Annotated in this window: 22 protein-coding genes; 2 read left to right on the plus strand and 20 right to left on the minus strand. The window is 70.5% G+C overall.

Annotated elements, in window-relative coordinates; all coding sequences use genetic code 11:
• Positions 1-167: 167 nt before the first annotated feature.
• The 12 genes from ACZ7LS_RS27705 to ACZ7LS_RS27760 form a co-directional block, all read right to left on the minus strand.
• The gene (locus ACZ7LS_RS27705; RefSeq protein ID WP_382523619.1) at positions 168-2222 is read right to left on the minus strand and encodes an APC family permease; all 2055 of its coding nucleotides are present in this window, start codon (positions 2220-2222) and stop codon (positions 168-170) included.
• 169 nt (positions 2223-2391) lie between these two features.
• Complete coding sequence (locus ACZ7LS_RS27710; RefSeq protein WP_385135810.1) at positions 2392-4530, minus strand: glycoside hydrolase family 3 N-terminal domain-containing protein; 2139 nt, start codon at positions 4528-4530, stop codon at positions 2392-2394.
• Positions 4531-4767: 237 nt separating this feature from the next.
• Positions 4768-5403, minus strand: coding sequence for a DUF5819 family protein (locus tag ACZ7LS_RS27715; RefSeq protein ID WP_385135769.1), 636 nt, complete (start codon positions 5401-5403; stop codon positions 4768-4770).
• On the minus strand, positions 5384-7279 hold the full coding sequence (locus ACZ7LS_RS27720; protein WP_385135772.1) for an alpha/beta fold hydrolase: 1896 nt from the start codon (positions 7277-7279) through the stop codon (positions 5384-5386). The genes ACZ7LS_RS27715 and ACZ7LS_RS27720 overlap by 20 nt, the downstream gene beginning before the upstream one ends.
• Before the next feature lie 130 nt (positions 7280-7409).
• Positions 7410-7580, minus strand: coding sequence for a hypothetical protein (locus ACZ7LS_RS27725; RefSeq protein WP_382523610.1), 171 nt, complete (start codon positions 7578-7580; stop codon positions 7410-7412).
• A gap of 52 nt (positions 7581-7632) precedes the next feature.
• Positions 7633-7818 carry a hypothetical protein gene (locus ACZ7LS_RS27730; protein WP_382523607.1) on the minus strand — a complete coding sequence of 62 codons (186 nt, stop codon included), beginning with the start codon at positions 7816-7818 and terminating at the stop codon, positions 7633-7635.
• A 48-nt stretch (positions 7819-7866) separates the two neighbouring features.
• The gene (locus ACZ7LS_RS27735; RefSeq protein WP_382666080.1) at positions 7867-8028 is read right to left on the minus strand and encodes a hypothetical protein; all 162 of its coding nucleotides are present in this window, start codon (positions 8026-8028) and stop codon (positions 7867-7869) included.
• 54 nt (positions 8029-8082) lie between these two features.
• The gene (locus tag ACZ7LS_RS27740; protein WP_382666082.1) at positions 8083-8250 is read right to left on the minus strand and encodes a hypothetical protein; all 168 of its coding nucleotides are present in this window, start codon (positions 8248-8250) and stop codon (positions 8083-8085) included.
• A 52-nt stretch (positions 8251-8302) separates the two neighbouring features.
• Positions 8303-8476 carry a hypothetical protein gene (locus tag ACZ7LS_RS27745; RefSeq protein ID WP_382523598.1) on the minus strand — a complete coding sequence of 58 codons (174 nt, stop codon included), beginning with the start codon at positions 8474-8476 and terminating at the stop codon, positions 8303-8305.
• Positions 8477-8604: 128 nt separating this feature from the next.
• Positions 8605-9822, minus strand: a complete 1218-nt coding sequence (locus ACZ7LS_RS27750) for an MAB_1171c family putative transporter (protein WP_382523595.1) — start codon at positions 9820-9822, stop codon at positions 8605-8607.
• Positions 9815-10360, minus strand: coding sequence for a ParH-like protein (locus ACZ7LS_RS27755; RefSeq protein WP_385135777.1), 546 nt, complete (start codon positions 10358-10360; stop codon positions 9815-9817). The genes ACZ7LS_RS27750 and ACZ7LS_RS27755 overlap by 8 nt, the downstream gene beginning before the upstream one ends.
• A 66-nt stretch (positions 10361-10426) precedes the next feature.
• Entirely contained in the window at positions 10427-10891 is a 465-nt protein-coding gene (locus tag ACZ7LS_RS27760) for an XRE family transcriptional regulator (RefSeq protein WP_385135780.1), read from the minus strand.
• Positions 10892-11261: 370 nt separating this feature from the next.
• On the opposite strand from ACZ7LS_RS27760, the gene ACZ7LS_RS27765 reads away from it, so the two are divergent.
• Positions 11262-11930: a potassium channel family protein gene (locus ACZ7LS_RS27765; protein WP_129773550.1), complete on the plus strand. Its 669-nt coding sequence runs from the start codon at positions 11262-11264 to the stop codon at positions 11928-11930.
• Entirely contained in the window at positions 11930-12607 is a 678-nt protein-coding gene (locus ACZ7LS_RS27770) for a potassium channel family protein (protein WP_382523587.1), read from the plus strand. Before ACZ7LS_RS27765 ends, ACZ7LS_RS27770 begins: the two co-directional genes overlap by 1 nt.
• A 208-nt stretch (positions 12608-12815) precedes the next feature.
• Here ACZ7LS_RS27770 and ACZ7LS_RS27775 read toward each other — a convergent pair whose 3' ends face one another.
• From ACZ7LS_RS27775 to kdpF, 8 genes are all read right to left on the minus strand, one after another.
• Entirely contained in the window at positions 12816-13640 is an 825-nt protein-coding gene (locus ACZ7LS_RS27775) for a DUF3159 domain-containing protein (protein WP_382880854.1), read from the minus strand.
• A 3-nt stretch (positions 13641-13643) separates the two neighbouring features.
• Entirely contained in the window at positions 13644-14030 is a 387-nt protein-coding gene (locus tag ACZ7LS_RS27780; protein WP_165372066.1) for an OB-fold nucleic acid binding domain-containing protein, read from the minus strand.
• 33 nt (positions 14031-14063) lie between these two features.
• On the minus strand, positions 14064-14753 hold the full coding sequence (locus tag ACZ7LS_RS27785; protein ID WP_129773558.1) for a response regulator: 690 nt from the start codon (positions 14751-14753) through the stop codon (positions 14064-14066).
• Between the two features lie 26 nt (positions 14754-14779).
• Positions 14780-17323: a DUF4118 domain-containing protein gene (locus ACZ7LS_RS27790; protein ID WP_385135785.1), complete on the minus strand. Its 2544-nt coding sequence runs from the start codon at positions 17321-17323 to the stop codon at positions 14780-14782.
• A 125-nt stretch (positions 17324-17448) separates the two neighbouring features.
• Positions 17449-18111, minus strand: a complete 663-nt coding sequence (locus ACZ7LS_RS27795; protein WP_385135813.1) for a potassium-transporting ATPase subunit C — start codon at positions 18109-18111, stop codon at positions 17449-17451.
• Between the two features lie 14 nt (positions 18112-18125).
• Positions 18126-20237: a potassium-transporting ATPase subunit KdpB gene (gene kdpB, locus ACZ7LS_RS27800; RefSeq protein WP_385135788.1), complete on the minus strand. Its 2112-nt coding sequence runs from the start codon at positions 20235-20237 to the stop codon at positions 18126-18128.
• Between the two features lie 26 nt (positions 20238-20263).
• Positions 20264-21928: a potassium-transporting ATPase subunit KdpA gene (gene kdpA, locus ACZ7LS_RS27805; protein WP_382523575.1), complete on the minus strand. Its 1665-nt coding sequence runs from the start codon at positions 21926-21928 to the stop codon at positions 20264-20266.
• A gap of 3 nt (positions 21929-21931) precedes the next feature.
• Positions 21932-22021: a K(+)-transporting ATPase subunit F gene (gene kdpF, locus ACZ7LS_RS27810; RefSeq protein WP_037727062.1), complete on the minus strand. Its 90-nt coding sequence runs from the start codon at positions 22019-22021 to the stop codon at positions 21932-21934.
• Between the last annotated feature and the right edge of the window lie 15 nt (positions 22022-22036).

Raw genomic sequence — 22036 nt, forward strand, 5'->3', positions numbered from 1 at the left:
GGGAAACGAGGAGGGGGACGACAGCCCACCAGTCTACGTGCGCGTCACCCTCCCGGCCGCCACGAGCCGGATCCCCCCTTCCGTCCGCTCGGCCCCGTCGGCTCGGCTCCATCCGCTCGGCCCCGTTTCCTCGGCTCCGTACGCTCGGCCCCGTCCGCTCGGCCCGCTCAGTCCTTCCGGTCCCGGTCCGTCTCCTTCGGCCGCGCGTCCACGGGACCGCGCCTGACCGCGCCCGGCGCCACATACGCCGCCCGCCGCTTCGCCCGCTTCTTCGCCAGCTCCGAGGACTCCAACTGGTACGGCACCGACGTCACCATCACGCCCGGCGTGAAGAGCAGCCGCCCCTTGAGCCGCAGGGCGCTCTGGTTGTGCAGCAGATGCTCGTACCAGCGGCCGACCACATACTCCGGGATGTAGATGCTGACCGCGTCGCGCGGGTTCTCCGTGCGCAGACCGCGTACGTACTCGATCACGGGCCGGGTGATCTCGCGGTACGGGGAGTCGAGGATCTTCAGCGGTACGTTGATGCCGCGCCGCTCCCACTCGTCCCTGAGCTGCTTCGTCTCCGCCGCGTCGACATTGATGCTGAGCGCCTCCAGGGTGTCCGAGCGCATCAGCTTGGCGTATCCGAGGGCGCGCAGCGTGGGCTTGTGGACCTTGGAGACCAGGACGATCGAGTGCACCCGGGACGGCCGGGCGCTGTCGTCGGACGGCCCCTCGGCTGCGGCGATCTCCGCGGAGACCCGGTCGTAGTGCTTACGGATCGCGGTCATCGTCCCGTAGAAGATCACCATGCCGAGCAGCGCGACCCAGGCGCCATGGGTGAACTTGGTCGCCAGTACGACGACGAGCACGAGACCGGTGAAGAAGGCGCCGAAGGTGTTGATCGCCCGGGAGCGGATCATATGGCGGCGCTTGGCCGGGTCCCGCTCGGTCCGCAGATGGCGGTTCCAGTGCCGGACCATGCCGGTCTGGCTGAGCGTGAACGAGACGAAGACACCGACGATGTAGAGCTGGATCAGCCGGGTGGAGTCCGCTCCGTACAGGCCGACGAGCAGCGCGGCGGCCCCGGCCAGCAGGACGATTCCGTTGGAGAAGGCCAGCCGGTCCCCGCGGGTGTGCAGCTGGCGCGGCAGATAGCGGTCCTGGGCGAGGATCGAGCCGAGCAGTGGGAAACCGTTGTACGCGGTGTTGGCGGCCAGGAAGAGGACCAGCGCGGTGGCCGCGGCGAGGAGGATGAACAAGAACGTGCCGCTGCCGAAGACGGCGGCGGCGACCTGGGAGATCACCGGGTTCTGGACATAGCCGGAGCCGACCGGGACGCCGTCGCGGAGCAGATCCGTGCCGGGCGACTCCGCCATCCGCACATCGGTGGCCATGGCCAGGCCGATGATGCCGCAGAACATCGTGACGGCCAGGCCGCCCATCAGGGCGAGGGTCGTGGCCGCGTTCTTGCTCTTCGGCTTGCGGAAGGCCGGGACGCCGTTGCTGATCGCCTCGACGCCGGTCAGCGCGGCGCAGCCGGAGGAGAAGGCCCGCAGCAGCAGGAAGACCAGCGCGAAGCCGGCCAGGCCCTGGTGCTCGGGCTTGATCTCAAGGCCGGCCGTCGGGGCGCGCATGGTGTCGCCGAGTACGAGTCCGCGGAACGCGCCCCAGGCGATCATGAGGAACACGCCGCCGACGAAGACGTACGTCGGGATCGCGAAGAGCTTCCCGGACTCGCGTACGCCACGCAGGTTCATCAGCGTGAGCAGCACGATTATCACGATGGCGGACAGGACCTTGTGCTCCACCACGAAGGGGATCGCGGACCCGAGGTTCTCCACGCCTGAGGAGATCGACACCGCCACGGTCAGCACGTAGTCGACGAGGAGCGCGCTGGCGACGGTGAGTCCGGCCTTGGGACCGAGGTTGGTGTTCGCGACCTCGTAGTCGCCGCCGCCGCTCGGGTAGGCGTGCACGTTCTGCCGGTACGACGCGACGACCGTGAACATGAGGACCACGACGGCCAGCGCGATCCACGGGCTGAAGGTGTAGGCCGACACACCCGCGATGGACAGGACCAGGAGGACTTCTCCCGGCGCGTACGCCACCGAGGACAGCGGGTCGGAGGCGAAAACGGGCAGGGCGATGCGTTTGGGGAGGAGGGTCTCCCCAAGCCTGTCGCTACGCAGCGCCCGCCCGATCAGGATGCGTTTGGGCACGTCGGTCAGTTTGGACACGGAAGGGATCGTATGCGTTCGAACAACATCACGTGCGAGCACCACCCCCTCCCGCGGCCCGGCATGTCCACGGGCCCCCGCGCACGGTGCGCGGGCCTCACCGGGCGAGGATCAGCGCGCCTCACCGGGCGAGGATCCGAGGGCCTCACCGGGTAGGGGTCAGCGGTTCTCACCGGGTAAGGGTCAGCGTGCACCGGGCGGTCGCCCGCGAGCTGTTGCCCGCGTAGAGATCGATACGACCCGGCTCCACGAGGAAACGGCCCGCGGGGTCGTTCGTCCAGAACCCGAGGTCCTCCGCCCCGAGCCGGAACCGCACCACCGCGCTCTCCCCCGCGCCGAGCGTGACGCGCCGGAAGCCGCGCAGGCGCCGTACCGGCTGGACGATCGAGGCCGCCCGGTCGCGCACGTAGAGCTGTACGACCTCGTCACCCGCGCGCTGCCCGGTGTTCCGCACGGCGACCGCCACCTCCACCTCGGCGCCGCCCGACAGCTCCGCGACGCCGATGATGTCCCGGCTCAACTCCGGCGCGGCGATCCCGAATTGGGTGTAGCTGAGGCCGAATCCGAACGGGAACCGCGGTCCGCGCCCGATGTCCAGATACGACGAGGTGAACGGCGCCCCCGGGGCGTCCGGTGCGGACGGGCGGCCGGTGTTCTCATGGTTGTGGTAGACGGGGATCTGCCCCACCGAGCGCGGAAAGCTCACCGGCAGCTTCGCACCAGGGTTCACGTCTCCGAACAGCACGTCGGCGAGCGCGTGACCGGCCTCCACGCCCAGGTGCCAGGCCGCCAGCACGGCCGGCGCCCGGTCGAGCCAGCCGTCGACGGTCAGCGGGCGCCCGCCGACGAGGACGACGACGAACGGCCGGCCCGTCGCCGCGATCGCCCGGATCAGCTCCTCCTGGCCCGTGGGCAGCGAGAGGTCGCTGCGCGACGCCGCCTCTCCGCTGAGTTCCGTGGGCTCGCCGGCCACCACCACGGTCAGGTCGGCGGAGCGCGCCGCCGCCACAGCGGCCTCATGGTCCTCCGCGTGCCGGACGACGGCGCCGTCGGGGAGCGCCGCCCGTACGCCGTCGAGGACGGTGACCGCGGGGAAGCGGGACGCGCCGGGCCCCGACCAGGTGCCGTGCAGATCGGTGGAGTCCGCGAACGGGCCGACCACGGCGACCGAGGAGAGGCTACGGCTCAGCGGCAGCGTGTCCGCCTCGTTCTTGAGCAGCACCACGCACCGGCCCGCGGTCTCCCGGGCCGCCGCCCGGCTCTCGGCCGTCGGGCCGGTCAGCGCGGCGCCCTCGTCCACGTACGGCCGGTCGAACAGCCCGAGGCGGAACTTCAGCCGCAGCACGCGCGCCACGGCGTCGTCGAGACGCCCGGCCGAGAGCGCCCCGCCGCGCAGCGCCTCCCGTCCGTGGTCGGCGAGATCCGTACTGACCATCTCCATGTCGAGGCCCGCTGCGAAGGCGAGCGCGGCGGCGGCCGCGGCGTCCTCGGCGAAGCCGTGCGCGAGCAGCTCATGGACCCCGTTCCAGTCGCTCACCACGACGCCGTCGAAGCCCCACTCCCCCTTGAGGATGTCGGAGAGCAGATGCGGATGGGCGTGGGCCGGGACGCCGCTGACGGTGTTGAAGGCGGCCATCACCGTCGCCGCGCCCGCCTCCACGGCGGCCTTGAACGGCGGCAGATAGAGATTGCGCAGACGCTGTTCGGAGACATCGACCGTGTTGTAGTCACGGCCGCCCTCGGCGCCTCCGTACGCGGCGAAGTGCTTGGCGCAGGCGGCGATCCGGTGCGGATCGCGGAGGTCGTCGCCCTGGTGGCCGCGGACCTTGGCCGTCGCGAACGCGGCCGTCAGATACGGGTCCTCCCCGCAGCTCTCCGCGATCCGTCCCCAGCGCGGATCGCGGGTCACGTCCATCATCGGCGCGAACGTCCAGTGCACCCCGTTGGACCTGGTCTCGCGGGCGGCCACCTCGCCGTCCCGCTCGGCGACCGCCGGATCGAAGCTGGCCGCCTGCGCGAGCGGGATCGGGAAGGTGGTCCAGAAACCGTGGATCACGTCGAAACCGAAGAGCAGCGGGATACCGAGCCGTGACTCCTCGACGGCGATGCGCTGGACGGCGTTGGTGTGCGCGGCGCCGTGCAGATTGAGTACGGAGCCGAGCACCCCCGCGCGGGCCGCCGTCTCGATGAGGTGGTTCTGCCCGCCGCCTGGGCCGGTGTCCCCGGTCCACGCCAGTTGCTGGAGCTGGCCCAGCTTCTCCGCGACCGTCATCCGGGCCAGCAGCTCCGCGACGCGCCCGCCGTCCATACGGTCCCGGTCGTCCGTACGGTCCCCGCCGTCCGTACGGTTCCGGTCGTCCGTACGGGCCTGTTCCTGGTCCATGCTCCGTGTCCCAACGTGCCTGGAGATCGGGGGCCACAGGGCCCCGCCGCGGTACGGATCACCGTCGGCGCCGGTGATCCGTACCCCCTCCGGCGGCGGGTAGGCCCCCCGCGCCCGCTCCCCGTACGGACGTCGCGGCGATCACCGTCCGCCGCGGTGGTCTCAGACGTACGGGCGGGACGCGTCGTACGGGATATAGGGGGAGACGAAGACGTAGTCCGGCTCGTGTTCCGTGTCGTGACCGGTGTGGCGCGCGACCACGAACTGGAAGCCCCGGGGCGGGGCGCCGTCGCCCGTCGCCTCGTGCACGGAGCGGGCCACCGAGTTCCGCAGCATCCGGTAGGCCGTGGTCCGCGTCATGTCCCCGCCGGACTTCCGCATGACCGCGATCAGTTCATGGCAGATGTCGAAGAGCGCCTTCTCCCTGCGGCGGCCGGGGAACCACACCATCTGGACCGGACGGCGCGGTGTGATGGCCGACGCCTCCTCCCAGTCGGTCTGCCGCCCGTCGGCCGTCTCCGTGCGGAGCAGCACGTGGTAGTCGTGCTGCGCGGGCTCGGGGGCGAAGAAGCGCCAGTTCGGTACGGCGATGCCCGTCTTGTCGTACTCCGCGAGCCGGTCGAACTCCCGCTTGGGGTGCTGACTCAGCACGGTGAGGGTGAACCACGCGGCCAGACCGCCGATGGTCAGCGCGGTCACCGCGTCACGGCCGCCCGCCCCGCGCGATACGCCGCGCGGTACGCCGCCCGCCCCGCGCGATACGCCCGGCACCGGACCGTCAAAGCCGCGAACGGACATCGGCCGCCCCCTCCTCCCGATCGGCGGCGCCGTCGCCCAGCCCGCCGATGAACTCGGTCATCAGCCCGGCCACCCGCGTGGCCGAGGCCCGTTCACCGACCACGGCGTCGCGGTGGACGTCCAGCACATGCCGGACCGAACGGGGCGCCACCTGCGCGTACTCGTCCTGCAGATCCTTCTGGGCCTCGGTCAGTTCGTTCGTCCTGGCGCAGGTGACCAGGCACACCGGTACGTCCGCCGCCGGCAGCGGTCCCTCGTACAGCCGGAACCGCGCGAGGCTGCCGCGCCACTCGCGCAGCGCCGCCGACCACACGGCCGGGTCCCGGTACTGCGCCTCGGCCAGCTCGCGTACGCCGGAGGGCAGTTGGCCCAGCCAGTCCGGGCTCTTCAGCAGCGGACCGAGGCACAGGCGCAGGGATATCGCCATCTGGTTGAGGACATCGGTCACCCGCTGCCCGTCCGGATCCTGCGTGCCGGTGTTCTCGCTCATCTCGCCCGGGTGGCTGGGGTCGATCAGCCCGAGGCCGACGACCTGTCCGGGCAGCCGCCGCGCGGCCCTGGCCACCAGATAGCCGCCGAGGGAGTGGCCGATGAGCACGACGGGCCGGTCGCCCGCCACATGCGCGACGAGGTCGGCCAGATCGTCGGCGCCGGAGTCGATGTCGAAGTGCCGGGATCCGGCGTAGCCGCTCCGGCCGTAACCGGCGCGCTGATAAGTGACCACCGGATGGCGCGCGGAGAGTTCGGAGACGAGCCACTCGGCGCGTTCGGGGGTGGCGCTGAGGGCGTGCTCCAGGACGACGACCGGCGCGGCGGGGTCGAGCGCCTCTGCCGGGTCCCCGGTCCACCGGTACGAGAGGGTGTTGCCCGACGCCGTCGTCATCTCCCGCTCGTCGCCCCGCCCGCGCAGCACGATCCGGCGTTGCCGGGTACGGGAGACGACGCCCGCGGCGAGAGCGGCCGCCAGCAGAGCGCCGACGGCCACGGGGAAGGCGTCGTCGCGCCGTTCCACCCGGCCGTCCGGCCAGGTCCTGAACCGTGGTCCGGCGATGTAGAGCACCGCGGGGTGCAGGGAGCAGAAGGAGGTGAGGAAACGTCCCAGCCCCATCACGCCCGCGTTGGCGAGATGGAAACCGCCGACCGCGGCCACCAGCGCCGGGGCCGCCCGGCCCTTGGCCAGATGGACCACGGGGAACGCGCACTCCAGCGCGAGCACACCGGTGCTCAGCGCGTGCGAGGTGCGCGGGTACTTCGTGAGCAGCCGCCAGGTCGTGGCCTCGCCGTAGGACTTGGTACGCATCACCCCGGGCAGGGCCCGGCCGCTGCGCCAGGTCGGGCTGGACACCTTGACCCAGCCGGACGTCGCGTACGACAGCACCGACTGGAGGCCGGCGAACCACAGACAGGCGTCGACCGCCCGCGGCCGGTCCTCAAGGGCCCGCGCCACCGTCGCGGTGGTCTGGACGAGGAACGCCACCTGGTCGGAGCCGTCGGTGCCGTAGTGGTTGCGCGGGTACAGCGCCAGCGAGGTGGCCGACAGGACCAGGTCGGCCGCGAGCCGGCCGCGCCTCGGGAGCGGAGCGAGGAGCGCCGCCGCCGCGACGACCCGAGCGCCGTGCAGCACCCGGCTGCCCCGGGGGCCCGACACCACGTCGAGCACCTTGCGGACCGGCGCAGGCCAGGCACGGAACTGTTCCCTGCCGACGTGCCAGTCGTTCATCCCGCCGGGCAGCCGGTCCTTCTCCGTGACCAGGTATTCCAGGCTCGACACCAAGTGGGTCGTCGCACTGAGCCGTTCCATGGTGGTGACCGCCGAGGAGCGGCTCACCCTGGGCGGCGACACGGCGGCACGCAGCAGCCGCGGCAGTCTCGCCATAGCAGATCTTCCCCTTCGTGCCGGCTGAGGAGCCGGCCGCGGTCGGCGGTGCGCCGGGCCGGACAACCGCCGGCCGGCTGCGGACAGCCGCCGGACAGCACGGTCCGGCGCACCGGTTGGGCCGGGAGACTCAGAGGTTGTAGCCGGCGACGAAGGCCGCCACCAGCGCCGCGCCGACCTGGACCGCCGCGGGGCAGCAGATGACGGAGTCGGGAACGTCGACCCGCTGCACCTCGGTGGTGTGCAGCGGAACGGTCGCGAGAGCGCTGCTCTCGTTCACATGGCTGGCCAGTAGGGACATGCTGGGCTCCTGGATATGTGGTCGGTGGAGAGGGCGAAGGAGGCGGTGAGGGTCACTGCTCCTCGGTGAAGCCACCGCCCAGGGCGTAGCCGAAAGCGATACCGGCGGCGAAGGTGACGAGCACGGCCGGGCAGCAGACGGCGGAGTCCGAGGGCTCCATCCGGTGCACCTGAGTCGTGTGCAGCGGCACCGTGGCCAGCGCACCGCTCTTGTTCACCTGGTGGGACAGAGAAGACATCGCGTTCTCCTTGGAGGGGGTAGTACCGGGCGGTGATACCGCGCGGGATCAGCCTGTGTAGGAGACCCCGAAGCTGATGCAGCCGGTCACGAGCACGATGCAGATGATCGGCTCGATCTCGGAGTCCGCCATCTTCCGCACCTCGTTGCTGTGCAGCGGAATGGCCGTCAGAGCGGTGCTGTCATTGACACGACGGGCGAGTTGGGACACGGGAGAACTCCTTCACACGGTGGGGTGAGCGGTCGGAGGCGGGTGCCACGGGGGCTAGCCCCCGTGCGCCGCGAAAGCGACGTCGACCGAGGCCGCGTTGGTGGCCGTGTTGGCGATGCAGATCACGGGATTCGGTTCCGCCGGCCTCTGCACCGCGGTGGCGTGCAGGGGAACAGCGGCCAGGACGCCGCTGTCATTGGCGCTCCGCACCGGATCGGACACGGAAACGTCCTTTCCTCTCAGGACGGTCGCGCGGACGCGGACCGGGCCGGGATCAGCCGATGTGACCGGCGACGTATCCCGCGGCGAAGGCGACCACCACGGCGGCGGCCGTCGCCGGAGTGCTGATCACCGAGTCCGGGGACTCGACCATCCGCACCTCGGTGGTGTGCAGGGGGATGGTCGCGAGGGAGTTGTTGTCATTGACACGCTGAGCAAGAACTGACACAGAAATCCTTCCGCGGACAGGGATCTCAACTGCCACATGGAGCGCTTGAGTTGACGCGCTCATCATGTTGCGCGCCCGGGAGATACGTCAACTGTTATGGATGTAACTTTGCATCTCATTCATCTCAGCTAACGGCGCACGTCCGAAGCCTCCGCGCGGACCCGTCCCCGGATCGCGTGGACCGCGGCGGAGTGCCGGAAGGCACCGGTCACCCGGAGCAGCCAGGCCGCCTCCGCCTCGACCGTCCCCGGCATCGGCGGCGGCGTGTGCGCGGCCCGGCCGAGGAGCGCGCTGTCCTGTCGCTGTCCGGCCCGCTTGTTCTCCAGCGCCGCGGCGATCACGGCGGCTTCGACGACCGCGTCGTGATCACGCTCGTACGCGCGCCGCAACTCCTCGGCCACCCACACCGGAACGTACGGATGGAGGTAGGGCCGCAGCGCCAGATGGCCGTCGCGGATCTCGATGACCCGGCGGTACAGGGCGAACTCCGTCCGCCGCGGACCGGGGCGGCGGCCGGCCGCGGACGCGGGCAGCGCGATCTCCGGGAGTTCGCCGTACAGGGCCGCCCACAGCGGCTCCAGGGCGCGGTACGTACGGTACGCGCGCAGCCATCTGCCCGGCGCCGAGAGCGGCCCGCCCCACAGCGTGGCGCTGGCGCCGCCGGTGGCCAGGACGGCGGTGATCGCGCCCAGCACGCTGGACACCAGATCCTCGCCCAGCCCCTGCCGCCCGTCGGCCAGGTTGACGGTGACGTCGTGCAGGGCCCACGAGGTCCACACCACGCCGCACACGGCGGCGAGCGTCATCAGCCGCAGCCCCGTGCGCAGCAGGCCCGGTGCGGTCCGCCGCGCGTGGCGGGCCAGTTCCCCGCCCAGGACACACAGGCACCAGGAGCCGTAGCCGGCGAAGACGGCGTTGTACCCGGCGAGCAGCGGGCCCCGCCCGTCCGGGACCACGAGGGAGTCGCCGAGGACCCTGGGGCCGGCGGCGAGGAACAGCGTGACCGACACCGTCTGGACGGCGAGGGCAAGCGACACCTGGCGCCGTACGGCGGGGCGCCCGGACCCCGGTGCCTTGAGCGCGAGCGCCACGAGCACGAGAAAGCCGAAGGCTCCCGTCTTCAGCTGGTGGGTGAGCAGCATGACGGGCTCCGACCCCGGTAAGAGGCGGTCCAGCGCGCTCAGTGTGGCCGGTGCGTTGAACAGCATCGCCAGCCCCATGCACAGCGCGAAGCCGACGACATGGCGCTGCGCGGGATCGGGGCCCTTGCGGCGGATGACCACGAGCCGGTGCAGGGCGTACGCGAGGAAGACACCGGCCGCCAGATAGGCGGTGAGGTCAGCCATCCGCGCGGGTCCGCCGCCCGTGCGTGCCGAACAGTGTGTGCAGCCGGGATCCCTCCGGCTCGGCCGGCGGCGGGGCGGGACTCGCCCGGTCGAGGCCGGCGGCGCGCGTGAGGATGAGGGAGGCGACGAGTTCCGCCTCCTGCTCCTGCGGCTCGGTGTAGACGCTGCGGCCGAGGACGCGCTGAACCAGCGAGGCGGGCAGATGGGGCATCAGGACCTGGGCCGCCGCGGCCGCCGCGGGAGCGGTCTCGTGGTGGCCGCGGATGATGTGGGCGGCCTCGTGGAGCAGGATGTGCTGCTGGTGCAGCGGCGTGGTGTCGGCCGCGTAGAGGATGCAGTCCGCGCGGTCCGTGGTGATCAGCAGCCCGCATGGGGTGTGCGGCCTGGCCACGACCGGTACGAGATCGATGGGGCGCCCCCGCGTCCGCGCGAGCATGTCGATGAACACCGTCGCGTCGAAGGGGCTGGGCAGCTCAAGCGCCTCGACGGTTCGCAGGCAGCGCTGCCACTGCCGTCTGAGATCCCGGTCAGTCCTCACGCACCACGCACCGTTCCCCATCCTCGGCATCCTCGGCTTCGTCCGGACGTTCCGTCACCCGGAGGTTCAGCCGCCGCCCCGCCCGGAGCCGCCCCGCTCCGAACCGCCCCGCTCCGAACCGCCTTGTTCACGACGGGCGATCACATCGATCAGATCGCTGATCGTGCCGACGCTCTCGGGGGAGAGATTGACCGCGCGCAGGGCCACACTCCGCACTCCGGCGTCACGCAGCGCGGCGAGCAGCTCCAGTTCCCGGGCGATCGCGGCCCCTTGGTCGCCGTCGAAGAAATAGGCGACCGGAACGTCGAAGAACCGCGCCAGGGCTTCGAGATGCCGCTTCGTGGGGTTGTCACGCCGTCCGGTGCGCAACTGCCACAGGTAGGTGGCGGAGAAGCTGTCACCGGTCGCCTCCCGGCAGGCGCGCGCCACTTCCTCGTGGCTGTACTGCTCCCGGTTGGGCCTGCGTACGGCTCTGAACAGCCCGTCGATCTTGTCGGCCAATGAGGATTCCGCGGACTCCGGCTCGGCCATCCTCTGCCTCTCGCACGACGGATCAGCCCAGATGGAACCGGGCCGCACTGCCCTTCATCCTAGCTACCGGCTGACACGGATGGGTGAACCCGGCGGGCTCCTGTCCGTCCGGCGGCGGCCCGCGCGGCATATGACGACCGACGGGGCACACACCTGATCTCCCGTTCCTGGTTGCCGATACGGTGGGCGTGAGCGCGGACGAGGGCGACATCCCCGGCACCGCTCGGGCCCATGACCGGCATCCCGTCGCGGCATGGTGCCCCGCGGGCCTCCAAGTGCCCGCAACGTGTTGCCCGGCGAGCCGAGAGAAGAGATATGAGCACGATGTATTCGCAGTTCAGGTGGGGTATGAGGAGTGCGGGGTAGGGCCGTGCATATTGTCATCATGGGCTGTGGCCGGGTGGGTGCCGCACTCGCGCAGAACCTGGAGCAGCAGGGGCACACCGTCGCCGTCATCGACCAGGACCCCACCGCGTTCCGACGGCTCGGCTCCGGTTTCGGCGGCCGTCGCGTCAGCGGCGTCGGGTTCGACCAGGACACCCTGCGCGACGCGGGGATCGAGGACGCCGGCGCCTTCGCCGCGGTGAGCAGCGGCGACAACTCCAACATCATCGCCGCCCGGGTGGCGCGCGAGATGTTCGGCATCGAGAACGTGGCCGCCCGTATCTACGACCCCAAGCGCGCCGAGGTCTACCAGCGGCTGGGCATCCCGACCGTGGCCACGGTCCGCTGGACCGCCGACCAGATGATGCGCCGGCTGCTGCCGTCCGGCGCGGAACCGCTGTGGCGCGACCCGAGCGGCGGCGTCCAGCTCGCCGAGGTGCACACCGCGGAGAGCTGGATCGGCCACAAGATCAGCACGCTCCAGGAGGAGACGGGCGTCCGTGTCGCGTTTCTGACCCGGCTGGGCGAGGCGATGCTGCCGACGTCCCAGACCGTGCTGCAGGAGGGCGATCTCGTCCACGTGATGATGCGTACGGACGACATCGAGAAGGTCGAGGCGGCATTCGCCGAGGGCCCGGAAGGAGGCGTGAACTGATGCGCGTCGCGATTGCCGGGGCAGGTGCGGTGGGCCGTTCCATCGCGGGTGAGCTGCTGGAGAACGGGCACGAGATCCTGCTGATCGACAAGGCACCGACGGCCATCTCGGTGGAACGGGTGCCGCTGGCGGAATGGCTGCTGGCCGACGCCTGTGAGATCACCTCGCTGGACGAGGCGGCGCTCCAGCGCTGCCATGTCGTGATCGCCGCGACCGGCGACGACAAGGTCAATCTGGTCGTCTCGCTGCTCGCCAAGACCGAGTACGGCGTGCCGCGAGTGGTGGCCCGGGTCAACAACCCCAAGAACGAGTGGCTCTTCAACGAGTCCTGGGGGGTGGACGTCGCGGTCTCGACGCCGCGTCTGATGTCGGCGCTGGTCGAGGAGGCGGTGAGCGTCGGCGACCTCGTACGGCTGCTGCGCTTCAGCCACGGCGACGCGAACCTGGTCGAGCTGACGCTGCCGCCGGAGTCGGCCGTGACCGGTACGCAGGTCGGCGATGTGACCTGGCCCGAGGACACCTCGCTGGTCACGATCATCCGCGGGACGCGCGTCCTCACCCCGAATCCGGAGGAGACGCTGGAGGCGGGCGACGAGCTGCTGTTCGTGGCGGCCCAGGCCCGTGAGGAGCAGCTGGAGGATCTGCTGTCGGTACGCCGCGAGGACACGGCCGGCTGACGCTCTCCGGCGCCGGACGGGCCCGGAGCGGTCCGGAACGGTCCGGACAGCGCTCGGGCGCCGGAGGGGCGGAATCCCGCCCGTCCGGCGCCCGAGGGCTGTCCGCTCGACCGCGAGCGGCCGGCGCGCGACCGGCCGGCACGCCCAGGGCGTGACTTCAAAGTAGCGCCGTCCGCCCGCCGGGCAGGCGGGACTTCGAAGACACGCCCTAGCGCCGGTGCCGTGGCCCCGACCCGTCGGTCGTCGTCGCGGCGACGGCCGCCGCGCGCTCCTTCTCCGCCCGCTCCTCCGCCTCCATCTCGGCGAACACATCGATCGGCGGCGGCGCCTTCGCCAGGAAGACCCAGGTCAGATAGACCGCCAGCAGGAACGGCGGGATCTTGAGCGCGATCAGGACCCAGCCGAACTGGGTGGTGTCCTGGCTGGTGTCCGCCCACCAGTAGAGCGGGAAGAGGATCGCGCACTTGGCGAGCAGGATCAGCCCCCAGGCCCAGCTGGCCTTGGCGTACGCCTTCTTGCGCCCCGGATTGCGGGTGCGCCAGGAGAGGTTCTCCTTGAAGATCGGGCCGAGGATCAGTCCGATCAGCGGCACGCCCGCGAGCGTGGTGATGATGTACGCGAGCGCCAGCCCCAGCGTGTAGATCATGCCGGGCAGATAGAAGTCCTTGGCGTCGCCGGTCATCATCGCGAAGACGACACCGAACGCGACGCCGAAGACCCCGCTGAAGGCGTGCTTGACGGTGTCCCGGCGGATCAGCCGGACCATGACGAGCAGCAGCGAGACGGCCAGCGCGGCGATCGCCGAGCTGTGCAGGTCCTTGTTGACCGTGAAGATCGTGACGAAAAGCAGACCGGGGAGGACCGTCTCCACCATGCCGCGCAGACCGCCGAACGCCTCGAAAAGAGCCGCCTCGGTGACGGCTTTCGCATCACCGTCCGAAGCGGCCGAGGTCTCGGGTGAGGAAGTGGCGGGTGAGGTGGGTGAAGCGGCGGGGGAAGCGGTCGAGGCGGCGGGCTTGTCGGGTGACGTCACCGGCTACTCCTGTCCGAGTGGTCGGAGTTCGTATTTGGGATTGAACAGCACCCGCCGGCCGTGACTCAGGGAGATCCGGCCGGAGGCGATCAGCTTGCGGCCCGGCTCTATGCCCACGATCGAGCGCCGGCCCAGCCACACCACGTCCAGCGGCGCGGTGCCGTCGAACAGCTCCGCCTCCAGCGCGGGCACGCCGGCACGCGGACGCAAGGTGACCGTCCGCAACGTACCAGTCACCCGGACGATCTGGCGGTCGTTGCAGTCGGAGATGCGCGTACAGCCCGATGCCTGCGCGTCCTCCTGCAATTCCTCCGACTCCAGATCCTCCTGGGAGCTGGAGAGCCGGTCGAGCATCCGGCGGAAACGGCCGGTCGGCTTCTCAGCACTCATGCCCAAAGCGTACCGGGGTATGGCCGCGGCGGATCAACGCTCGAACCGATAGCCCATGCCCGGTTCGGTGACGAAGTGCCTGGGGTGCGACGGATCCGCCTCCAGCTTGCGGCGCAGCTGGGCCATGTAGACCCGCAGATAGTTCGTCTCGGTGCCGTACGACGGGCCCCAGACCTCCTGGAGGAGCTGCTTCTGGCTGACCAGCCGGCCGGTGTTCCGTACGAGCACCTCCAGCAGATGCCACTCGGTCGGGGTGAGCCGGACGTCCCTGCCCTCGCGGTGGACCTTCTTGGCGGCCAGATCGACGGTGAACCCCTCGGTCTCCACGACCGAGACCGTCTCGTCGCCGTCGCCGCCGACCGGTTCGGCCCGCCGGACCGCCGCGCGCAGCCTGGCCAGCAGTTCGTCCATGCCGAAGGGCTTGGTGACATAGTCGTCGGCGCCCGCGTCCAGCGCCTCGACCTTCTCGTCGGAGGTGTGGCGCGCGGAGAGCACCAGGATCGGTACGCGGGTCCAGCCGCGCAGGCCCTTGATCACCTCGACGCCGTCCATGTCCGGGAGGCCGAGGTCGAGCACGACGACATCGGGGTGGCGGGCCGCGGCCAGTTCCAGCGCGCTCGCGCCGTCGGATGCCGCGTCCACCTCGTACTTGCGCGCCTTCAGGTTGATCACCAGCGCGCGTACGATCTGCGGCTCATCGTCGACCACGAGCACCCGGGTCATAGGGGCCTGCCTTTCTGCTGTCCCGGTCATGTGAGGGACCGGGCGGGTGGTTCGGGGCGTACCGGCTCGCGTCCGGACGCCGCTGAGAGGGTGAGGACCATGGTCAGACCGCCGCCGGGGGTGTCCTCCGCGGCCAGCGTGCCGCCCATCGCGTCCACGAAGCCGCGGGCGACCGCCAGTCCGAGGCCGACACCGGCGCCGCGCGGCGCGTCGCCATGGCGCTGGAAGGGTTCGAAGATCCGGTCCTTGGCGTCGTCGGGGACACCGGGGCCCCGGTCCACGACCCGTACCTCGACCCGCGCGCCCAGCGCGCTGGCCGCGACGGTGACGTGCCGTCCCTCGGGGCTGTACTTGACGGCGTTCTCGACGATATTGGCGACCGCGCGCTCCAGCAGACCGGGGTCGACGTCCACCATGGGCAGCGATTCGGGGATGTCCAGCTCCACGCTGTTCTCCGGGACGCCGCCGAGGGCCCACGGGACCACCTCATCGAGGTCGATCTCCCGCATCAGCGGGGTGACGGTGCCGGTCTGGAGCCGCGACATGTCGAGCAGATTGCCGACCAGGTGGTCCAGCCGGTCGGCGCCGTGCTCGATGCCCTCAAGCAGCTCGGCCCGGTCCTCCTCCGACCACTCGACATCGTCGGAGCGCAGCGAGGTGACCGAGGCCTTGATGCTGGCCAGCGGGGTGCGCAGATCGTGGCTGACGGCCGCGAGCAGTGCCGTACGGATGCGGTTGCCCTCGGCGAGCGCGCGGGCCTGTTCCGCCTCCCCCACCAGGCGCTGCCGGTCGAGTACGACGGCGGCCTGGGCGGCGAAGGCGGCGAGCACCCTGCGGTCCTCGGCGGGCAGCACGCGGCCGGTGAGCGCCAGCGCCATGTGGTCGCCGACCGGCATGTCCACATCGGCGGAATCGGGGCGGTCGACGGGGTGCGGTCCGACGCTGCCGGCCCGGGTCCAGGGGTCGACATCGCTCATACGTTCGAGCAGCGCCACGGACTCCATCGAGAACGTCTCACGGACCCGCTCCAGCAGCGCGTCAAGCGTGGTCTCCCCGCGCAGCACGCTGCCGGCGAGGAACGAGAGGATCTCCGACTCGGCGCGCAGCCGGGCCGCCTGGTGGGTACGGCGGGCCGCCAGATCCACCACGGAGGCCACCGACACGGCCACCGCGAAGAAGATCACGATGGCGACCAGGTTCTTGGGATCCGCCACGGTCAGCGTGTGCGTGGGCGGCGTGAAGTAGAAGTTGAGCAGCAGCGAGCCCGCGGCGGCCGAGGCGAGCGCGGGCCGCAGCCCGCCGAGCAGCGCGGCCAGCACGGTCAGGAAGAGGAACAGCAGGACGTCGTTGGCGAGCCCCAGGGAGTTGTCCAGCGCCGTCAGCAGCAGCGAGAGCAGTACGGGCGCGGCGACCCCGGCCAGCCAGCCCCAGACGATCCGCGAGCGGCCGAGCCTGGCCCCGCGCGCCACCGGCAGCCCGCGCCCCTTGGCGGCCTCCTCGTGCGTGACGATATGGACGTCCAGGTCGGGCCCGGACTCCCGGGCCACGGTGGCGCCGACACCGGGCCCGAAGACGTACTGCCAGGTCTTGCGGCGGCTGGAGCCCAGCACGATCTGGGTGGCGTTGACGCCGCGCGCGAATTCGAGCAGCGCGGAGGGGATGTCGTCGCCGATGACATGGTGGAAGGTGCCGCCCAGATCCTCGACCAGCTTGCGCTGGACCGCCAGTTCCTTGGGCGAGGCGGCGGTGAGCCCGTCGCTCCTGGCTATGTAGACGGCCAGGATCTCGCTGCCGGACCCCTTCGCGGCCATCCGGGCGGCGCGGCGGATGAGCGTACGCCCCTCCGGCCCGCCGGTGAGACCGACGACGATGCGCTCCCGCGCCTGCCAGGTGGAGCGGATGTTGTGCTCACCCCGGTACTGCTGGAGGTATTCGTCCACCCGGTCGGCGACCCAGAGCAGCGCCAGCTCTCGCAGCGCGGTGAGGTTGCCGGGGCGGAAGTAGTGCGAGAGCGCCGCGTCGACCTTGTCGGGCTTGTAGACATTGCCGTGCGCCATGCGCCTCCGCAGCGCCTGGGGCGACATGTCGACCAGCTCGATCTGGTCGGCGCGCCGCACCATCTCATCGGGGACGGTCTCCTGCTGCCGTACGCCGGTTATCGACTCGACGACATCGCCGAGTGACTCCAGGTGCTGGATATTGACCGAGGACACGACCTCGATCCCGGCCTTGAGCAGCTCTTCGACGTCCTGCCAGCGCTTGGCGTTGCGGGAGCCCGGCACATTGGTGTGCGCCAGTTCGTCGACCAGCGCGACGGCCGGGCGGCGCTCCAGCACCGCGTCGATGTCCATCTCCGTGAAGACCGTCCCGCGGTACTCCAGCTCGCGCCGCCTGACCGCTTCGAGGCCGTGCAGCATCACTTCCGTACGCGGCCGGTCATGATGCTCCACGAACGCCACGACGCAGTCCGTGCCGCGCTCCACCCTGCGGTGCGCCTCGGAGAGCATCGCGTACGTCTTGCCGACGCCCGGTGCCGCGCCCAGATAGATCCGAAGCTTGCCGCGTCCCATGGCCCCATTGTCTTCCAGAAGAGCCACCGCGTCCGACGCGCCGGCTGTGTCGAAAGTACAGCCGGGAAAAGCGGCAAAAGGGGCGGCACCGGTCTCGTGAGTCGGTCTTGACACGATTCTGATGGTCAGCCGACCATCTCCCGCAGCGCGACGTTGAGCGCGAGGACATTCACCCGGGGTTCCCCGACGAAGCCGAGAACCCGCTGCTGGGTGTGGTCCTCGACCAGTTTCTCCACCCGCTCGACGGAGAGACGGTTCCGTTCGGCCACCCGGTGGACCTGGAGCCGGGCGTACTCCGGCGAGATGTCCGGGTCGAGGCCGGAGCCCGAGGAGGTGACGGCGTCCGGCGGCACGGCGGAGGCCGGGACCCGGTAACCAGGGGTCGAGTTGTCCTTGATGACGGCGGCCTTGGCGTCCTTGACCCACGTGATCAGCTCTTCGTTGTCGCCCGACCGGTTGGTGGCACCGGAGAGGATCAGCTTGTACTGCGTGTTGACGCTGTTGCCGCCCAGGCCGTTGGACGGGCGCGGCTGGAACCACTTGAGGTCGGGCTCCGGGGTCTCCTGGCCCTTCTTCAGCGGCAGGTCGTAGCGCTGGCCGATGAGCGAGGAGCCGACGACCTTGCCGGCCTCCTTGACCTCGGACCCGTTCGCCTGATGGGGGAAGAGGCCCTGGGCGACGCCCGTGACGGCCAGCGGGTAGAGCACCCCGCACAGGACGGTGAGGACGAGGAGAGCGCGCGCTCCGGCTCCGAGGAGCCGCGCGGTGTTGCGTGCCGAGCTGTTCATGGATGTCATGCCGTTCACCCGATGCCGGGGATGAGGGAGAGGAGCAGATCGATGATCTTGATGCCGATGAAGGGGGCGATCAGTCCGCCGAGGCCGTAGATCCCCAGATTCCTGCGGAGCATCCGGTCGGCGCTCATCGGCCGGTAGCGCACGCCTCTGAGCGCGAGCGGTACGAGGACGACGATGATCAGCGCGTTGAAGATGACCGCGGAGAGGATCGCGGACTCCGGCGAGGACAGCCGCATGATGTTGAGCCTGTCCAGGCTCGGATAGACGACCGCGAACATCGCGGGGATGATCGCGAAGTACTTCGCGACGTCGTTGGCGATGGAGAAGGTCGTCAGCGCGCCACGGGTGATCAGCAGCTGCTTGCCGATGCCGACGATCTCGATGAGCTTGGTCGGGTTGGAGTCCAGGTCCACCATGTTCCCGGCCTCCTTGGCGGCCGACGTACCGGTGTTCATGGCCACGCCGACATCCGCCTGCGCCAGCGCCGGGGCGTCGTTCGTCCCGTCGCCCGTCATCGCGACGAGCTTGCCGCCCGCCTGCTCGCGCCGGATGAGGGCCATCTTGTCCTCGGGGGTGGCCTCGGCGAGGAAGTCGTCCACGCCGGCCTCCTCCGCGATCGCCCGTGCGGTCAGCGGGTTGTCACCGGTGATCATGACGGTCTTGATGCCCATGCGGCGCAGTTCGTCGAACCGCTCCCGCATCCCCTCCTTGACCACGTCCTTGAGGTGGATGACACCGAGCACCCGGGCCCCCGCGTCGTCCTCCAGGGCGACCAGCAGCGGTGTGCCACCGGCCTCCGAGATCGCGTTGGTGAGTTCCCTGGTGTCCTCGGACACCGGGCCGCCGCGCTCCTCGACCCAGGCGATGACCGAACCGGTCGCGCCCTTGCGGACCTTGCGCCGCGACCCGTTCTCGACGAGGTCGACGCCCGACATCCGGGTCTGGGCGGTGAAGGCCGCCCACTCGGCGCCGGCCAGCTCGCCCTGGTGGCGCTCGCGCAGCCCGTACTTCTCCTTGGCCAGCACCACGATGGAGCGGCCCTCGGGGGTCTCGTCGGCCAACGAGGAGAGCTGGGCCGCGTCGGCGAGTTCGGCTTCCGTGACCCCCCTGACCGGTACGAACTCGGCGGCCTGGCGGTTGCCGAGGGTGATCGTGCCGGTCTTGTCGAGCAGCAGGGTCGAGACATCGCCCGCGGCCTCGACCGCGCGCCCCGACATGGCGAGCACGTTCCGCTGGACGAGCCGGTCCATGCCGGCGATGCCGATCGCGGAGAGCAGCGCGCCGATCGTGGTCGGGATCAGACAGACGAGCAGCGCGATCAGCACGATCATCGACTGGCGCTGGCCCGCGTAGACGGCGAACGGCTGGAGCGTGACGACCGCGAGCAGGAAGACGATGGTGAGGGACGCGAGCAGGATGTTCAGCGCGATCTCGTTGGGCGTCTTCTGCCGGGCCGCGCCCTCCACCAGCGCGATCATCCGATCGATGAAGGTCTCGCCGGGCTTGGTCGTGATCTTGATGACGATGCGGTCGGAGAGGACCTTCGTACCGCCGGTGACGGCCGAGCGGTCACCGCCCGACTCCCGGATGACGGGCGCCGATTCACCGGTGATGGCCGACTCGTCGACGGACGCGACGCCGTCGACCACATCACCGTCGCCGGGGATGATGTCGCCGGCCTCGCAGACGACCAGATCGCCGACGCGCAGCTCCGTGCCGGGCACCCGCTCCTCGTGCGCGCCGATGACCCGGCGGGCGACGGTGTCGGTCTTGGCCTTGCGCAGGGTGTCGGCCTGCGCCTTGCCGCGGCCCTCGGCGACGGCCTCCGCCAGATTGGCGAAGACCGTCGTCAGCCAGAGCCAGACGGCCACGGCCCAGCCGAACCAGTCGCCCGGCTCCAGCGCGGCGAAGACCGTACTCATCACGGAGCCGATGAGGACCACGAACATCACGGGCGACTTCGCCATCGACCGGGGGTCGAGCTTCCTCAGCGCCTCCGGGAAGGAGCGCAGGAGCTGTTTGGGGTCGAACAGGCCCCCGCCGACGCGGCCGTCCTCGGGTCTGTGCCCGGTGGGAACATCGCTGTGCGGCGCGCGGGCCGGAGTGGTACTGGACATCGCGTCCTCATGCTTCGTACGAGTGTTCATGACGCCAGCCCTTCGGCCAGCGGCCCCAGCGCCAGCGCCGGGAAGTAGGTCAGTCCGGCGACGATCAGGATCGTGCCCACGAGAACCCCGCTGAACAGCGGTTTCTCCGTGCGGAGCGTGCCCGCGGTCCTGGGTACGGGACTCTGCTCGGCGAGCGAGCCGGCCAGCGCGAGCACGAACACCATGGGCACGAAGCGGCCGAGCAGCATCGCCAGCCCGATCGTGGTGTTGAACCACTGGGTGTCCGCGTTGAGCCCGGCGAAGGCCGAACCGTTGTTGTTGGCCCCCGAGGTGTACGCGTACAGGATCTCGGAGAAGCCGTGCGGCCCCGAGTTGGTCATGGAGTTGCCCGGGGTGGGCAGCGCCATGGCCACGGCGGTGAAGCAGAGCACCAGCGCCGGGGTGATCAGGATGTACGAGGCGGCGAACTTGATCTGGCGGCTGCCGATCTTCTTGCCCAGATACTCGGGCGTACGTCCCACCATCAGCCCCGCGATGAACACCGCGATGACGGCCATGATCAGCATGCCGTAGAGCCCGGAGCCGACGCCGCCGGGCGCGATCTCACCGAGCTGCATGCCCAGCAGCGCGATGCCGCCGCCGTACCCGGTGAACGAGGAGAGGAAGGAGTTGACCGCACCGGTCGAGGTGAGGGTGGTGGCCACCGCGAAGACCGACGAGCCGCCGACCCCGAAGCGGGTCTCCTTGCCCTCCAGGGCGCCGCCCGCGATCTCGAACGCCGGGCCGCCGTGGTGGAACTCGGTCCACATCATCAGCGCGGTGAAGCCGAGCCAGATCGCTCCCATCGCGACGAGGATCGCGTAGCCCTGCCGGAGACTGCCCACCATCCGGCCGAAGGTGCGGGTCATCGCGAACGGGATGAGCAGGATCAGGAAGATCTCGAAGAGGTTGGAGACCGGGTTGGGGTTCTCGAAGGGGTGGGCGGAGTTGGCGTTGAAGTAACCGCCGCCGTTGGTGCCCAGCTCCTTGATGACCTCCTGCGAGGCGACCGCGCCGCCGTTCCACTGCTGCGCGCCGCCCATGAACTGACCGACCTCGTGGATGCCCGCGAAGTTCTGGATGGCGCCGCAGGCGACCAGGACGATCGCGCCGATGACGGAGACCGGCAGCAGGATCCGGACGGTGCCGCGCACCAGGTCCGACCAGAAGTTGCCCAGCTCACCGGTGCGGGAGCGGGCGAAGCCGCGTACGAGCGCGACCGCGACGGCCATGCCGACGGCGGCCGAGAGGAAGTTCTGGACCGCGAGGCCGCCGGTCTGTACGACATGGCCCATGGCCTGTTCGCCGTAGTACGACTGCCAGTTGGTGTTGGAGACGAAGGACGCGGCGGTGTTGAACGCCTGGTCCGGGTCGATCGACGCGAAGCCGAGCGAGCCCGGGAGGCCGCCCTGCACCCGCTGGAGCAGATACAGGAACAGCACACTGATCACGGAGAAGGCGAGGACCCCGCGCAGATAGGCGGGCCAGCGCATCTCGGTGGCGGGATCGGCGCCGATGGCACGGTAGATCCACTTCTCGGCCCTGAGGTGCTTGGGCGAGCTGTAGACCCGGGCCATGTAGTCGCCGAGGGGGCGGTAGACCAGAGCGAGCGCCGCTATCAGGGCGAGCAGCTGGAGCACACCGGCGAGGACGGGGCTCATCACTCAGAACCTCTCCGGAAAGAGGAGGGCGAGGACGAGATAGCCCAGCAGGGCGACGGCCACGACCAGGCCGACGATGTTCTCGGCGGTCACAGCTTCGTCACCCCC

The organism is Streptomyces sp. NPDC039430, assembly GCF_055639435.1.